At 70.1% G+C, this 14,716-nt stretch carries 14 protein-coding genes; 12 read left to right on the forward strand and 2 right to left on the reverse strand.

What is annotated here, in order from left to right:
• Positions 1 to 319: 319 nt before the first annotated feature.
• Positions 320 to 574, forward strand: coding sequence for a WhiB family transcriptional regulator (locus MUN33_RS04680; protein ID WP_174411431.1), 255 nt, complete (start codon positions 320 to 322; stop codon positions 572 to 574).
• Positions 575 to 590: 16 nt separating this feature from the next.
• On the opposite strand, the gene MUN33_RS04685 is transcribed toward MUN33_RS04680, so the two are convergent.
• Complete coding sequence (locus MUN33_RS04685; protein WP_244803956.1) at positions 591 to 992, reverse strand: metallopeptidase family protein; 402 nt, start codon at positions 990 to 992, stop codon at positions 591 to 593.
• Between the two features lie 197 nt (positions 993 to 1,189).
• On the opposite strand from MUN33_RS04685, the gene MUN33_RS04690 reads away from it, so the two are divergent.
• Genes MUN33_RS04690 through manA form a run of 3 tightly spaced genes read left to right on the forward strand, consistent with a single transcriptional unit; the run spans position 1,190 to position 4,352 of the window.
• Positions 1,190 to 1,717, forward strand: coding sequence for a DUF3499 family protein (locus MUN33_RS04690; RefSeq protein WP_244803731.1), 528 nt, complete (start codon positions 1,190 to 1,192; stop codon positions 1,715 to 1,717).
• A 27-nt stretch (positions 1,718 to 1,744) separates the two neighbouring features.
• The gene (locus tag MUN33_RS04695; protein ID WP_244803732.1) at positions 1,745 to 3,121 is read left to right on the forward strand and encodes a phosphomannomutase/phosphoglucomutase; all 1,377 of its coding nucleotides are present in this window, start codon (positions 1,745 to 1,747) and stop codon (positions 3,119 to 3,121) included.
• Entirely contained in the window at positions 3,114 to 4,352 is a 1,239-nt protein-coding gene (manA, locus tag MUN33_RS04700) for a mannose-6-phosphate isomerase, class I (RefSeq protein ID WP_369414922.1), read from the forward strand. Before MUN33_RS04695 ends, manA begins: the two co-directional genes overlap by 8 nt.
• Here the strand turns inward: manA and MUN33_RS04705 are convergent.
• Positions 4,349 to 5,242, reverse strand: coding sequence for a hypothetical protein (locus tag MUN33_RS04705; RefSeq protein WP_244803733.1), 894 nt, complete (start codon positions 5,240 to 5,242; stop codon positions 4,349 to 4,351). The two genes, manA and MUN33_RS04705, sit on opposite strands and share 4 nt — an antisense overlap.
• Positions 5,243 to 5,587: 345 nt before the next feature.
• Between MUN33_RS04705 and MUN33_RS04710 the strand changes: the two genes are divergently transcribed.
• From MUN33_RS04710 to hpf, 8 genes are all read left to right on the forward strand, one after another.
• On the forward strand, positions 5,588 to 5,974 hold the full coding sequence (locus MUN33_RS04710) for a DUF4259 domain-containing protein (RefSeq protein WP_244803734.1): 387 nt from the start codon (positions 5,588 to 5,590) through the stop codon (positions 5,972 to 5,974).
• Between the two features lie 104 nt (positions 5,975 to 6,078).
• On the forward strand, positions 6,079 to 7,587 hold the full coding sequence (gene ahcY / locus MUN33_RS04715) for an adenosylhomocysteinase (RefSeq protein WP_244803735.1): 1,509 nt from the start codon (positions 6,079 to 6,081) through the stop codon (positions 7,585 to 7,587).
• The gene (locus tag MUN33_RS04720) at positions 7,587 to 8,288 is read left to right on the forward strand and encodes a dTMP kinase (protein WP_244803736.1); all 702 of its coding nucleotides are present in this window, start codon (positions 7,587 to 7,589) and stop codon (positions 8,286 to 8,288) included. The genes ahcY and MUN33_RS04720 overlap by 1 nt, the downstream gene beginning before the upstream one ends.
• Before the next feature lie 37 nt (positions 8,289 to 8,325).
• On the forward strand, positions 8,326 to 9,000 hold the full coding sequence (mtrA, locus tag MUN33_RS04725) for an MtrAB system response regulator MtrA (RefSeq protein ID WP_244803737.1): 675 nt from the start codon (positions 8,326 to 8,328) through the stop codon (positions 8,998 to 9,000).
• A gap of 15 nt (positions 9,001 to 9,015) precedes the next feature.
• Positions 9,016 to 11,295 (forward strand): MtrAB system histidine kinase MtrB, encoded by a 2,280-nt coding sequence (mtrB, locus tag MUN33_RS04730; protein ID WP_244803738.1) that lies wholly within the window; start codon positions 9,016 to 9,018, stop codon positions 11,293 to 11,295.
• A complete protein-coding gene (locus tag MUN33_RS04735; protein WP_244803739.1) occupies positions 11,282 to 13,033 on the forward strand; it encodes an LpqB family beta-propeller domain-containing protein in 1,752 nt (583 codons plus the stop codon). The genes mtrB and MUN33_RS04735 overlap by 14 nt, the downstream gene beginning before the upstream one ends.
• 18 nt (positions 13,034 to 13,051) lie before the next feature.
• Positions 13,052 to 13,750 carry a ComF family protein gene (locus MUN33_RS04740; RefSeq protein ID WP_244803740.1) on the forward strand — a complete coding sequence of 233 codons (699 nt, stop codon included), beginning with the start codon at positions 13,052 to 13,054 and terminating at the stop codon, positions 13,748 to 13,750.
• A 234-nt stretch (positions 13,751 to 13,984) separates the two neighbouring features.
• On the forward strand, positions 13,985 to 14,665 hold the full coding sequence (hpf, locus tag MUN33_RS04745; RefSeq protein WP_244803741.1) for a ribosome hibernation-promoting factor, HPF/YfiA family: 681 nt from the start codon (positions 13,985 to 13,987) through the stop codon (positions 14,663 to 14,665).
• Positions 14,666 to 14,716: the final 51 nt, after the last annotated feature.

A 14,716-nucleotide genomic window follows, 5' to 3' on the forward strand; every position in this document is an offset into this window, starting at 1 on the left:
CGAAATGACGTAACCCGTGTGACTGGTGTGACTGATGTGGTTAATCTGCCTGGTCGGAAGGTTGACGCTATGGAATTGCCCGTGTGTAATCTTCCGTGTGAACACAGGCCGGTGAAAGACCGGCGTCGCGGATTTCGGTGAGGAGACAACGGTGGACAACCCGGCGGACGCCTTTCGTGGTCCCTTCTCGGAGGGGTCCGCAGCCGTGGACGGTGACGAAACCCGGTCCGGCCGGGCGGACGGCACCGGTGTGTCCGGCGAACTCCCGGACCTGCTCCGTGGCGGTGTCGACGACTACACGCCCAGCGCCTTCTCGGACCTGACCGAGGATTTCGACCTCCTCTTCGACGCCGTCGAACAGGACTGGCAGGAGCAGGCGCTCTGCGCCCAGACCGACCCTGAGGCATTCTTCCCGGAGAAGGGCGGGTCCACCCGCGAGGCCAAGCGCATCTGCCGCGCCTGCGGTGTCCGTGACGAATGCCTCGAGTACGCCCTCGAGCATGATGAGCGCTTCGGCATCTGGGGTGGCCTGTCCGAGCGCGAGCGCCGACGCCTCAAGAAGCGTCTCGGCTGACCGGGGCCCCGCCGGCTCAGTCCCAGCGGAAGGCGGGGTCGACCATCCCGGGGTCGACGTTGAGGTAGGTCGCCACCAAACGGGCGATGACGAACCTCAGCCACTCCTCGGTCTCGATCCGGTCACCGGAGCGCTGTTCGACAGGCCGGCGGAAGATGATCAGCCGCGGGCGCGTGGGGGAGCCCGTCTCGTCGACGCCTGCCGGGACCAGTCGACCCAACGGCACCGGCCCGTCGGCGGCCACCTCGTCCGACCAGTGCGCGGACGAGGAGTCCAACCTCATCCTGGGGACGAGGTCGATCGCGACGTCCAGCCCGTCGAGCCGGTCGCCGAACCGTTCCAGGACCGGGGCGTAGGCGTCCAGGACCGCCGCGTCGAAGGTCTCGGCGCGGGTGGCGTACCGGGGCAGCTTCGGCATCAGCACACCCCGCAGACCGTGGCCGCGCGTGTCCCGGGCCAGCGCCTTGGTGGGGTGGCCCGGTGCCGGTTCACGGCGTGAGGCGGGGGTGGTGGGGCGCGTCATTCCACCGATCCTAGTCCGCCACTCGCCGGGAGACCGGGTGCGACAGGCGGGTCGAGGAGCCGTCCGGCACTCCGGTCGGGTACCGGACTAGGATGGTGGCCGTGACTGACTACCGACAGTGTTCCAGGCCCGGCTGCGGCAACCGTGCGATCGCGACCCTGCGATACAACTACGCCGCCCGCACGGCGATCGTGAACCCCCTGGAGCCCGGGGACGACCCGCACAGCTGGGATCTGTGCGACCGTCACCTCTCCAGGCTGACAGTGCCCGAAGGCTGGGGGCTGCAGCGGACCGAGGACGCACCCCGGGAGGGGACCGTCCCGCTGTCCGCGTTCGCCGACCCGGCGTTCACCGGCCCCGGGGGCGACATCGCGGACGAGGACTTCACCGACGAGGAGATGCAGGCCCTCGCCGCGGCCCTGGAGGACGGCGCCGGCGCACCGTACCTGACCGACGGCGTGGACGGCGGTTCCCGTGCCTCGGCGCAGCGTCAGCCAGTGTCCCGGGTCGTCCGGCGTACCGACATCCCGCAGCCGTCCGGCCACCACCCCTCGCGGCGGAACCTTCCGGGCCGTGCCCCGCAGCGCCACCTGCGCGCAGTGCACTACGACGGCGAATGATCCACGCAGAACACCAGGAGAGTTGACATGACACAGCGCAACCGGGAGGCCATCGCCTCCGTCATCAAGGCATACGACGTCCGCGGGGTCGTGGGTGACGGCATCGACGCCGACCTCGTCCGCGACACCGGGGCCGCCTTCGGCCTGCTCATGAGGGGGGAGGGGGCGAGCCGCGTCGTCGTCGGCCACGACATGCGCGACAGCTCCCCGGGCCTGTCCGAGGCCTTCGCCGAGGGCGTCCGCAGCCAGGGGCTGGACACGGTGGCACTCGGTCTGACCTCGACCGACGAGCTCTACTTCGCCTCGGGCACCATGGACTGCCCGGGCGCGATGTTCACCGCCTCACACAACCCCGCACGCTACAACGGCATCAAGCTGTGCCGCTCGGGTGCCCGCCCGGTCGGGCAGGAGACCGGACTGGCGGAGATCACCGACATGCTCGTCGAGGGCGTTCCCGCCTACGACGACGAGCCCGGGGCGGCGTCCTCGCGTGACGTCCTGGCGGACTACGCCGCGTTCCTCCACGACCTGGTGCCCCTGGACATCCGTCCGCTGACCGTCGCCGTGGACGCCGGTAACGGCATGGGCGGGCTGACCGTCCCGGCCGTCCTGGGGGAGGCCTCCGGTCTGCCGTTGTCGGTCCGGGACCTCTACTTCGAGCTCGACGGGACGTTCCCGAACCACGAGGCCAACCCGCTGGCACCGGAGAACCTGGTGGATCTCCAGAAGTTCACCGTCGCCGAGGGGGCGGACCTGGGCATCGCCTTCGACGGCGACGCCGACCGGTGCTTCATCGTCGACGAGAAGGGCGACCCCGTCTCGCCGTCGGCGATCTGCGGCATGATCGCCGAGCGCTACCTGGGTCAGCACCCGGGTGCGACGATCATCCACAACCTGATCACCTCGAAGGCCGTGCCCGAGATCGTGCGTGAACACGGTGGCACACCGGTGCGCACCCGCGTGGGCCACTCGTTCATCAAGGCCCGCATGGCCGAGGAGAATGCCGTCTTCGGTGGCGAGCACTCCGCCCACTACTACTTCTCGGACTTCTTCAACGCCGACTCCGGCATGCTCGCCGCCCTCCACGTGCTGGCGACCCTCGGCGGACAGGACCGTCCGTTGTCCGAACTCAAGCAGGCCTACGACCGCTACGAGGCGTCCGGCGAGGTCAACTCCGAGGTCGCGGACCAGGCCGGCCGGACCGCCGCCGTGGTCGAGGCGTTCTCGGCGGAGACCGTCGGCACCGACGACATGGACGGGGTGACCGTCGAGCTGCAGGACGGCTCCTGGTTCAACGTCCGGGCCTCGAACACCGAGCCGCTCCTGCGTCTGAACGTGGAGGCGGCGACCGACGCCCGGGTCCGGGAGATTCTCGACCGGGCGCTGGAGGTGATCCGTGCCTGAGACGACGTCCTCGGACAGTGTCCGTGGTGCCGCTGTCGGTGGCACGGACATCGCGTTGATGGAGGGGCGGTTGCGCCCGTACCCCTGGGGATCGCGGACGGCACTGGCGGAGCTCACCGGGCGACCGTCGCCGAGCCCCCGCCCGGAGGCCGAACTGTGGTTCGGCGCTCACCCGGAGGGGCCGAGCACCCTGCCGGCGGACTCCACGGACCTGCTGGAACGGATCTCTGTCGACCCCCGCGGTGAACTCGGCGACGCCGCCCCGGAGGGCCGTCTCCCGTTCCTGCTGAAGCTGCTCGCCGCCGACCAGGCGCTGAGCCTGCAGGCGCACCCCACCAAGGCGCAGGCGGAGGAGGGCTACGCCCGCGAGAACGCCGCCGGGCTGCCCACGGGCTCACCGGTGCGCAACTACCGGGACGACAACCACAAGCCGGAGCTGCTCGTCGCGCTGACCCGCTTCGAGGCGCTCGCCGGTTTCCGCCCGGTGGAGAAGACCCGGGAGCTGCTCGACGCGCTCGGCGTCCCGGAACTGGACCGTTACACCGAACTGCTCAAGGGTGCCGCCGGTGACTCCGAGGGGCTCCGTGCCCTGGTGACCACGTGGATCTCCCTGCCTGCCCACAGCCGGGTCGAGCTGATCGACGCGGTGGTGGCGGCGTGCACCGGCCTGCTGCAGCGTGACGCCGGGACGGAGGACTGGATGGCCGGTCCCGCCGGGGCGGCGGTGGACCTGGCCGGGCAGTACCCGGGGGACGCAGGGGTCCTGGTGTCGTTGCTGCTGAACCACGTCGTGCTGGAACCGGGCGAGGCCCTGTTCCTCTCGGCGGGCAACCTCCACGCCTACCTGCGGGGGACCGGGGTGGAGGTCATGGCGAACTCGGACAACGTGTTGCGCGGCGGGCTGACCACCAAGCACGTGGACGTGCCTGAGCTGATGAAGGTGGTCGACTTCACCCCGACCCCGGACCCGGTACAGCTCGCCGACGGTGACGGGGTGTTCTCCGCGCCGGTCCCCGAGTTCCGGCTGCGGTCGGTGGACGACGGCCGGACGGTCGAGGTCGAGGGACCGGCGATCGTGCTCGACGTGCGGGGCGGGGTGGAGGTCACCGGTCCGGACCAGACGGATCTGCGGCTGGCACCCGGGCAGGCTGCCTGGGTGCCGGCGTCCGCGTCCGGCGTCTGCGCCCGGGGGGACGGCCACTTCTTCGTGGCGACGGTCGGCGGCCGCTAGCGGGGTGCCGGGCCCGTCGTGTCGGTCACGGCGTCCCGGTCGTCGCCCGTCGAGTCCGGCGACCCGGTGGAGGTCGACCCGCTGCCGGGGAGCGTGCCTGGGGTGTTCTCGTTAGACGGGTCGGCGGGCCCGCCAGGTTCGGACGGTTCCGTCGCCTCCGCGGTCCCGGAGTCCCCGTCGGAGTTCCCGGAATCCTCGGTGTCCTCGGTGCTTTCGGTCGGTTCCGTGGTCCCGTCCGTCGGACCGGTGGTCGGGGAGTCGTCACCGCCGGGCACCGTGGGGATGCCCGGGATGGACGGCAGCAGGTCGCTGATGGAGGGCAGGTCGGAGTCGCCGCTCCCGTTGCCCGGCGTGGCGTCGGTGCCACCAGTGCCGTCGGTGCCGGTGTCACCGTCTGCGTTGTCGGCACCGTCTGCACTGTCGGCAGGGTACGGGCTCGGGGTGACGAACCGGTCACCGCTCCACGCGTTCGGCGGAGCGTACTGGTCCGCGGTCAACGGGGTGACGTGGTCGTCCGGTGACCTGTCCGGCCGGGCCGGGTCGACGCGACCGGTGCCCCGTGCGTCGGAGTCCGCGGACGGGGTGACCGAGGTGCGCTCGTCCCGGGAGGCCCCGCCGGACGCTTCGGCCGAGGTCGCCAGTGAACCGTCGGCCACCGCCTCCTCGACGGAAGCCGGGCCGTCCTGGTTCGACGAGGCGTTCTGCCAGGTGACGATACCGAGGACCGTGGCGGCGGCGAACCCGGCGACGACCAGCGAGCCGAGGACGCGGTTGGCCCGGGACGCGCGGGCGGCTTCCGCCCGCAGCAGTGACTCGTGGTGTTCGGTGGAGCGGTCGTCCGCGGTGGGGGGACTGTCTGCGGGCCGCTCGGGTTCGAGTTCGTAGTCCACGGGGAAGCCCTCCTTTCGTCCGAGGTGGTCGACCGGGCAAAAATAACGTTTAGATCACGATCAGGCGCCACCCTATCACCCAACCCAACGCAGCGGAAGCCCTGAACGTTACGGAGTTTCACGGCAATGCGGTGTTGCCGTGGGGTTTTAGCGTGCCCGCCGTCGGTCGGCGGGGTGGCCGAGGGGTCTCTGTGGCGGCGTGTCGCCCCGCTGTGCGGGGTGCGAAAACGAGATCAAACCGTGATCTTAGTGGTGTTTCAGCGGTCGGGCAGGGGAGTAGGGGGAGACGTGTCGACCCGGGCAGACTATTCTCAGGTGAACCATACGAGTTGGAGAGGGAACGACATGAGCACCTGGGATGAAACTGTCTTCGCGGACGACGGCAACGCCGACTTCCTGGCCGACTGCGACGACCTGGAGGGCGAGGCGCTCCTCGGGGCGCTGCAGGACGCCTGCACGCTGGCGCTGGACTCCGGCGCCGCCGACGAGGGGCGGGCCGTGGACCCCGACTACATCAACGGCCTCTGCGCGGCCACGGTCGCGGCCATCTGGTCCGGGGCCCCGTTCACCGCGGCGTCGGTTGCTGACGAGCACCCCTTCATCCGTGCGGGCATCGGCCAGTGCCCCGACACCCTCCAGGAGGCGGCGCTGGAGCTGCTCGACGCGGAACTCGACGCCGCCGGGGAGGACGCCCCCGACGGCCTGGAGACCGCGGTGGAGGCGCTGAGCTGAGCAGTGACGACCCTCCGTGAGCGGATCGGCGGGGTCGGGGATAGGGTTGACGCATAGGCTTGACCGTCATCCCCGTCCCCTGAAGCTTGAGGAGCATCACCCCCATGGCAGCATTCGTCGCACCGTCCGTCGACATCCACGACGGCGCTGGTGCCAACGGCACCCCCCTCCAGTACAAGGTGCGTGACCTGTCGCTCGCCGAGGCGGGTCGTCACCAGATCCGGCTCGCCGAGTACGAGATGCCCGGTCTGATGGAGCTGCGACGCGAGTACGCCGACGAGCAGCCGCTGGCCGGGGCCCGGATCGCCGGGTCGATCCACATGACGGTGCAGACCGCCGTGCTCATCGAGACCCTCACCGCGCTCGGTGCGGAGGTCCGGTGGGCGTCGTGCAACATCTTCTCCACCCAGGACGAGGCCGCCGCGGCCGTCGTCGTCGGTGCCGGGACCCCGGAGGACCCCCGCGGTGTGCCGGTGTTCGCCTGGAAGGGCGAGACCCTCGACGAGTACTGGTGGTGCTTGGAGCAGATCTTCGACTGGGGCGATCGGAAGCCCAACATGATCCTCGACGACGGCGGCGACGCGACCATGGCGGTCATCACGGGCAGCGAGTTCGAGGGCAACGGCATCGTCCCGGAGCCCACGGACGAGGACTCCGACGAGTACCAGGCGTTCCTGGGGATGCTCGCCCGCGTCTTCGGCGAGGACGGTACCCGCTGGACGGAGGCGGCCAAGGCCGTCAAGGGTGTCACCGAGGAGACCACCACCGGTGTGCACCGCCTGTACCACTTCGCCGAGCAGGGCACCCTGCCGTTCCCGGCGATGAACGTCAACGACGCGGTCACCAAGTCCAAGTTCGACAACCGCTACGGCACCCGCCACAGCCTGCTGGACGGCATCAACCGTGCCACGGACATGCTCGTCGGCGGCAAGGCGGTGCTGGTCTGCGGTTACGGTGACGTGGGCAAGGGCGTGGCCGAGGCCTTCAAGGGCCAGGGCGCGCGGGTGAAGGTCACCGAGGCCGACCCGATCAACGCCCTGCAGGCGCTGATGGACGGCTTCCCCGTCGTCACCGTCGACAACGCCATCGGCGAGGCGGACATCGTGATCACCTCGACCGGCAACCTGGGGATCGTCACCTTCGAGCAGATGCGGAAGATGAAGAACCACGCCCTGCTCGGCAACATCGGCCACTTCGACAACGAGATCGACATGGCGGCGTTGCTGCACCGCGACGACGTCGCCCGGACCACCATCAAGCCCCAGGTCGACGAGTTCACCTTCCCCCGCACCGACGGTGACGGCGCCGAGCTGGTGAGCATCGTGGTCCTGTCCGAGGGGCGCCTGCTCAACCTGGGCAACGCCACCGGCCACCCGAGCTTCGTGATGTCGAACTCCTTCGCCGACCAGACCATCGCCCAGATCGAGCTGTTCACCAACGGTGACCGCTACGGCAACGAGGTCTACCGTCTGCCGAAGATCCTCGACGAGAAGGTCGCCCGGATCCACGTCGAGGCCCTCGGCGGGGAGCTGACCACGCTGACCAAGGAACAGGCCGAGTACATCGGTGTCGATGTCGAGGGCCCGTTCAAGCCGGAGCACTACCGCTACTGATGATCATCGCATTCGAGGGGATCGACGGCGCCGGCAAGAACACCTGCGTCTCGGCTCTGGAGGCGGAGCTCCTGTCCCGGGAGATCCCGGTGGCACGGGTGGCGTTCCCCCGCTACGAGCAGTCCGTGCACGCCCAGCTCGCCGCCGCGGCACTCCACGGGGAGATGGGTGACCTCGTCGACTCCGTGCACGGGATGGCGACGCTGTTCGCCCTGGACCGTGCGGAGGTCGCCGCGGACCTCGCCGACTTCGACGCCGACGGCTACGTCGTGCTGCTCGACCGCTACGTCGCGTCCAACGCGGCCTACTCGGCGGCGCGCCAGGGCGTCGACGGCAGCGACGCCGCCGCCAGCGAGGTGGTGCAGTGGGTCGACGACCTCGAGTTCACCGACCTCGGCTGTCCGGTTCCCGACGTGCAGGTGCTCGTCGACGTCCCGGACGACGTCGCCTCGGGGCGGGTCTCCCGCCGTGCGGAGAGCGACGACACCCGCGCGGCCGACGCCTACGAGCGTGACGGCGGCCTCCAGGCACGCACCCTCGAGGCCTACCGCGGTCTCGCGGCGGCGCAGTGGCGGTCGCCCTGGTGGACGCTGGACAACTCCGGCGACCCCGCGGACCTGGAGGACGCCGTCAGCACCTTCGTCGACACGGTCGTCCTCGGCGGTGACGGGGCCGGCGACGGGGCGGTCGACGGGGCGTAGGCCACCTGCCGGGCGGGTTTGTGAGAGACTGAACCCCATGGCAGAGAAAGTTCTCGTCGTCGACGACGACCCCGCAATCTCGGAGATGCTCACGATCGTCCTGCAGGGCGAGGGTTTCGACACGGTTGTGGTGGGGGACGGCCCGCAGGCCGTGGAGGCCGCCGAGAAGGAGGACCCGGACCTCATCCTCCTCGACCTCATGCTCCCCGGCATGAGCGGCATCGACGTGTGCCGTGCGGTGCGGGAGTTCTCGACGGTCCCCATCGTGATGCTCACGGCGAAGACGGACACCGTGGACGTGGTCCTGGGGTTGGAGACCGGGGCCGACGACTACGTGCCGAAGCCTTTCAAGCCCAAGGAGCTGGTGGCGCGGGTGCGTGCCCGGCTGCGTCGGTCCCCGGAGGAGGTGCCGGAGTCGGTGAAGGTCGCCGACCTCACGATCGACTTCGGTGGGCACCAGGTCACCCGTAAGGGCCAGCCGATCTCGTTGACCCCGATCGAGTTCGAGCTGCTCACCACCCTGGCCTCCCGGCCCCGCCAGGTCTTCTCCCGTGAGGAGCTGCTGGAGCGGGTCTGGGGGTACCGCAAGTCCAGCGACACCCGCCTGGTGAACGTCCACATCCAGCGGCTGCGGTCGAAGGTCGAGAAGGACCCCGACAACCCGGCGATCATCCAGACCGTCCGAGGGGTCGGTTACAAGACCGGGGAGTAGGGCGGACAGCGACCCATGGCATCCACGTCAGGGGACGGGCGACGGGACGAGACCGGTGTCGACGCCGGCAGACCTCACGGTGGCGGCGGTCTCGGACGGCCGGAGCTGCCCGTGGTCAACGACGGCAGAGACGGCAGAGACGGTAAAGACGGCGGTGAGGGCCGACGCGGACGGTCGCGCACCGGGTGGCTCGGCGGCGCCGACGGTCATTCCGGCGGCCCCGGCGACTCCGGTGCTCCTGCCGACCCCCGCCGTGCCCCCCGCGGTGAGCTCGGGGACATCGGTTTCGTCGACGCACTGCGTATCTTCCTGCGTCGGCCGGTCAGGTTCGTGCGCAAGTTCGCCGAGAAGCTCTCGCAGCGTTGGCGCACGTCGATCCAGCTCCGGGTCATCGGCAGTGTCTTCGCCTCGTCGCTGCTGGTGATCCTGGCACTCGGTTTCGTGCTCACCAGTTTCGTCGGTCAGCAGCTGCTCGACGCCAAGTACAACGCCGCCACCGACGAGATCGACCGCGCCCGGAGCATCGTCGAGGAGCAGATCCGCAACACCGATTCGGCGATGTCGCCGCAGATGCGGATCAACAACGCGCGAGCCGCCCTGAGCGACCGTTCCTCGGAGTCGGAGCAGGGGACGGCCGGGACGGTGTACGAACCGGTCATCATCGCCTCCGACCTGACCGGCGGGGACATCTCGAGCCCCGAGGTCACGCCGGTGCCGGACACGCTGCGTGACTTCGTGCGGCAGGGGCAGGTGTCGGTGCAGTACACCACCGTGGCCGGTGCCGCCGGCAGTTACAAGGCGTTGATCATCGGTACACCGGTGGGGTCCGACATCCAGGGCCTGGAGCTCTACCTGGTCATGCCGCTGGACAACGAGGAGTCCACGATGGCGTTGATGCGCGGTCTGCTGCTCGCCGGTGCGGTGGTGCTGCTCGTGCTCCTCGTGGTCATCGCCTGGGTCTTCTCGCAGCAGCTGACGGTGCCGGTGCGTACCGCCTCGCGTATCGCCGAGAGGTTCGCGGCGGGGCATATGCGTGAGCGGATGGCGGTGGACGGCCAGGACGAGGTCGCCCGCCTGGCGATCAGTTTCAACGAGATGGCCGAGAACCTGTCGTACCAGATCCGGCAGCTGGAGGAGTTCGGTTCCCTGCAGCAGCAGTTCACCTCCGACGTCTCGCACGAGCTGCGCACGCCGCTGACCACCGTGCGGATGGCCGCCGACCTGATCCACGCCAACTCCGAGGACCTCGACCCGGTGACCCGCCGGGCCTCGGAGCTGATGAACGCGGAACTGGACCGGTTCGAGATGCTGCTCGGTGACCTGCTGGAGATCTCCCGCCACGACGCCGGCGTGGCGAACCTCTCCCGTGAGGTGATCGACGTCCGCGGCGTGGTGAAGTCCACGATGGGGCAGCTGCGGGCGTTGGCGGAGGAGGTCGGCTGCGAGATCCAGCTGGACCTGCCGGATGAGCCGGTGATGGAGGAGGTCGACTCGCGACGGGTCGAGCGTATCCTGCGTAACCTGCTGGCCAATGCGATCGACCACAGTGAGAGCCGGCCGGTGCGGGTCACGATGCGTCGCGGTGCGGAGTCGTTGGCGGTGACTGTCGTCGACCACGGTATGGGTCTGAAGCCGGGCGAGGCGGACCTGGTGTTCAACCGTTTCTGGCGGTCGGACCCGTCCCGTGAACGAAAGACCGGTGGCACCGGGCTGGGCCTGGCCATCGCCAAGGAGGACGCCCAGCTGCACGGCGGACGTCTCGAGGCGACCGGCGAGCCGGGGGTCGGTGCCTGTTTCCGGTTGACGCTGCCGCGCCGTCCCGGTCAGGAGGTCCGGACGTCGCCGCTGCCGCTGGAGGTGGACCGGGGCGGGGATGCGACGGTCCTCGATGCTGCTGATGTCGCCGATGGGACCGCCGGCGACGAGAGTGCCGCCGACGTCGTGACGGGCACCCGGGAGGTGTCGGACGGGCTCTCGGTGGCCGGCCCGGTGGAGGAGTCCGCGGCGGACACCGTCTACACCTCGGACGGGGTGGACGGCGGCGAGGCCGGTGACTCCGCCGACGGTGTCGTCGAAGGCACCGGTGCCGACGGTGAGCCTGCTAACTCCGCCGCGCCGGTGGACCGGTTCGACTCGGTCGACGTCACCGCCGGTTCGGTGGAGAACCTCGGGGTCGATCTCAGCGCCTTCGAGGGGTTGACTGAGGAGGAGCTCCGTACCGCCCTGCAGGAGGCGGAGGACATGGATTCGGCGTCCGGTACGGATTCGGAGGAGGGTGACGATGACGCGCGCTGACGGTATGCGTCAGGTCGGTGGTCTGCTCATGGCCGCGGTGATGGCGGGCGGGCTCGTCGCCTGTACCACGCTTCCCGGCGAGTCGACCCCGGAGGCGGTGTCGCCCTATGTGTCGGTGCCCGACACCGGCAACCTGCCGAAGCCGTCCGACGGGCAACCGCCGGACCTGCTGCTGCGGGACTTCTACCTGGCGTCGACGTCGCAGGCGAACAACCGGCAGGCAGCCAAGGAGTTCCTCACGGCGTCGACGGCCGACGACTGGCAGGACAGTGAGTCCACCCGGATCCTCGACCGGCTCGACCTCAACGCCACCGGGGGTGCCTCGGGTGACGAGGTGACCTATGTCGTGCGCGGTACGGTCGTCGGACGGCTCGGTACCGGTGGGGTGTACCAGACCGAGAACAGCCCCTACGAGGAGGAGGTCACCCTGGAGCGTGGTGACGACGGCTGGCGGATCACCGACCTGCCCGACGGGGTCGTCATGGACCGCAGTGATTTCGTGGGGGCGTACCAGGCGCACGACCTGTACTTCCTGGACCCGACGAAGCGGTTCCTTGTGCCGGACCGGCGCTGGATCTACAACCGTCAGGACAACATCGGTTTCTCCCTGGTCTCACTGTTGGCCGGCGGCGCCCGTAACCAGCTGCGTGACGCGGTGGAGACCGAGTTCCCCTCCGGTAACGGGGTGCAGGCGGCGGTGGAGGAGGACGGCACCTTCACCGTGGACATCGGCGGCATCGCCGACCTGCCGGTGGACGACCGGGACGTGCTGGCGGCCCAGCTGGTGTGGACGCTGGCGGCGTCGGACGTGCGTGGCCCGTACCGGCTCCTCGCCGACGGCGCGGCGGTGACCGACGACGGCCGGGAGGACTGGTCGTTGGCCGACGTCGCGTCCTTCGATCCGCAGGCCGTCTCCGCTGAACCCCTGCGCGCGCTCCGGGACGGCGCACTGGTCGAGGGCGACACCGGGGTCACGGTGCCGGGGTGGACGGCCTCGGGGCAGCTCGAGTCCGCGGCGTCCGGCGGGCCCCGCGGCGAGGCCGAGGGCAGGATCGCGGCGGTCTCGGGACGGGGCGACAGCGAGCGGTCGTTGCTGGTCGGCGATATCGGCGGGGAACCGGCGACGGCGCTGACCGCACGGTCGCTGTCGCGGCCGTCGTGGAGCGGTGACGCCCAGAACCTCTATGTCGTCGCTGACGGCAGGCGGGTCCACCGGCTGGAGCCCACCGGGTCCGGTGTGCAGATGGAGGAGTCCACGGTGGACACCTCCGCCCTGGACAGTCTGCGGATCAACGACCCCAGGATCAGTGTGTTCACCGTGTCGCGCGACGGGACGAGGGCGGCGATGCTGATCAACGGCCGGTTGTTCGTCAGCGTGCTGCAGCGGGGTGCCGATGGAGGTGACTCGATGAGCCTGGGCGTCCCGATGGAGGTCGGCCAGCGGGTCGGTGACACGGCGCTGTCGGTCGACTGGCGGGACGACGGGTCACTGCTGGTCGGCACCCGCGCCAACGATGCGCCGGTGTGGGTGGTGACGGTCGACGGTTCGGAGGCGACCCAGCTGTCCAGCCGGAACATCACCGCACCGGTGGTGGCGGTCGGCTCGTCCGGGTCGGTGCAGTACATCCTCGACTCCCGGGCGATGCTGCAGCTGGACGTCGAGGACACCGAGGCCCGGTTCTGGCGTGAGGTGCCGGCGCTGCAGGGCGCCAGGGCCGTCCCGATCCTGTCGAAGTAGGACGGGGTCGGGGGCGTCGTGCGGGTGGGGGAGCTCGCCGGTCTGGTGTGGCGGGACGATTGCCTGGCGTGCGGACGGGTCGACGCGTCACCGGCGGTGGAGGGGCTGTCCCTGTGCCGCGGGTGCGCCGCGGACCTGCGGCGCGTGCCGTCGCGGGTCCCGGGGCCCGGGAAGCTTCCCGTGTTCACCGCCGGCATGTACGGGGGTGCACACCGCGGTGTCGTCCTGGCAGCGAAGGAGCAGCGACGTGCCGACGCGGTCAGGGTCGCAGGTGCGGTCATGGCCGGCGTACTGCGGCATGTGGTGGCCGAGGGGCTGCTGCCCGATCCCCGGCTGGCTCCGTTGGTGCTGCTCCCGGCACCGACGACCAGGCGGGCGGCGAAGGACCGGGGCGGGTGTGTGGTCCGGCGTGCCGCGGACGTCGCCTGTGCGGAGCTGGGGGAGGGGTGCCATGTCGTGTCCGCGGCGACGATGGCCCCGTCCTCCCGCGACTCGGTGGGTCTGGGCAGGGGCGAACGCGCGGCGAATATCGCCGTCAACCTGCGGATCGACCCGGGCAGTGTGCGGCGGGCGGCGCGTATCCTGCGCGCGACGGGGGCCGCGGCGTGCATCGTCGACGACGTCAGCACGACCGGTGCCACACTGTCGGGGTTCGCCGCCGCATTGGCCGCCCATGGTCTGACGGTGGACGCCGCGGTGGTGGTCGCACAGGCATGAGCCGGACATGAGACCGTTGCAAGAAGGCCCTGAACGGTGCAAATGGTGTGGTTGTGCGGACCGTCGTCGGGCCGGCGTGGTTGCAGGGGTAGCGCAGCGGGGGCAGGAGTGGGCTGGACCGCCCCCAACGCGGTCCGAACGTCGGTACTATCGGGAGGGAAGCTGTCGCCAAGCGTCGTCGGTGGACAATCCCGTTCACCGGTGACAGGCGGCGTGGAGACCGGGAGGATGAGTATGACTGTCCAGAACCAGCAGGACATCACGGCGGAGGGTGCTGCTCCGGAGGCACAGGTGGAGATCACCGGCCGCAACGTGGAGATTCCCGAGCACTTCGCAGACCGGGTGAACGCGAAGCTCGCCAAGGTCGAACGGCTCGATCCGACTCTCACCTACTTCCATGTGGAGCTCCAGCACGAGCGCAACCCGCGCCGTGCGGATGAATCCGACCGCATCCAGATCACCGCCACCGGCAAGGGCCACATCGCCCGGGCCGAGGCGAAGGAGGATTCCTTCTACGCCGCCCTGGAGGCGGCCATCGCCAAGATGGAACGGTCGCTGCGCAAGGTCAAGGCGCGCCGTAAGATCTCCCGGTCCGGGCACCGCGCCCCGGTCTCGGTCGGGGAGGCCACGGCCGACCTCGTGCAGGAGGCCGAGCGGGAGGCGGCGGAGCAGCCCGGCCCGTTCGACGTCGACCCCTACGCCGAGCAGTTCCAGCCGGGTCGCGTCGTCCGCGAGAAGGAGCACCCGTCCACCCCGATCAGCGTCGATGACGCGCTGAGCGAGATGGAGCTGGTCGGGCACGACTTCTACCTGTTCGTCAACGAGGAGACCGGACGGCCGTCGGTGGTGTACCGTCGCCGGGCCTACGACTACGGTCTGATCGCCCTGACCGAAGAGGCTGAGGCCACGGAGTAACCGCTGGTAGGACCGGTATCGTCCGGTGGTCGGCGCCCCGGGGACAGGATG

Source organism: Corynebacterium kalidii (assembly GCF_022869005.1).
GTDB classification, from domain to species: Bacteria; Actinomycetota; Actinomycetes; order Mycobacteriales; family Mycobacteriaceae; genus Corynebacterium; species Corynebacterium kalidii.

What these genes read in the sequence shown, in the direction of transcription:
- MUN33_RS04685 (WP_244803956.1), bottom strand. Translation starts at nt 992, where the DNA reads ATGCCGAAGCTGCCCCGGTACGCCACCCGCGCCGAGACCTTCGACGCG.
- MUN33_RS04690 (WP_244803731.1), top strand. Translation starts at nt 1,190, where the DNA reads ATGGTGGCCGTGACTGACTACCGACAGTGTTCCAGGCCCGGCTGCGGC.
- MUN33_RS04695 (WP_244803732.1), top strand. Translation starts at nt 1,745, where the DNA reads ATGACACAGCGCAACCGGGAGGCCATCGCCTCCGTCATCAAGGCATAC.
- MUN33_RS04710 (WP_244803734.1), top strand. Translation starts at nt 5,588, where the DNA reads ATGAGCACCTGGGATGAAACTGTCTTCGCGGACGACGGCAACGCCGAC.
- ahcY (WP_244803735.1), top strand. Translation starts at nt 6,079, where the DNA reads ATGGCAGCATTCGTCGCACCGTCCGTCGACATCCACGACGGCGCTGGT.
- MUN33_RS04720 (WP_244803736.1), top strand. Translation starts at nt 7,587, where the DNA reads ATGATCATCGCATTCGAGGGGATCGACGGCGCCGGCAAGAACACCTGC.
- mtrA (WP_244803737.1), top strand. Translation starts at nt 8,326, where the DNA reads ATGGCAGAGAAAGTTCTCGTCGTCGACGACGACCCCGCAATCTCGGAG.
- mtrB (WP_244803738.1), top strand. Translation starts at nt 9,016, where the DNA reads ATGGCATCCACGTCAGGGGACGGGCGACGGGACGAGACCGGTGTCGAC.
- MUN33_RS04735 (WP_244803739.1), top strand. Translation starts at nt 11,282, where the DNA reads ATGACGCGCGCTGACGGTATGCGTCAGGTCGGTGGTCTGCTCATGGCC.
- hpf (WP_244803741.1), top strand. Translation starts at nt 13,985, where the DNA reads ATGACTGTCCAGAACCAGCAGGACATCACGGCGGAGGGTGCTGCTCCG.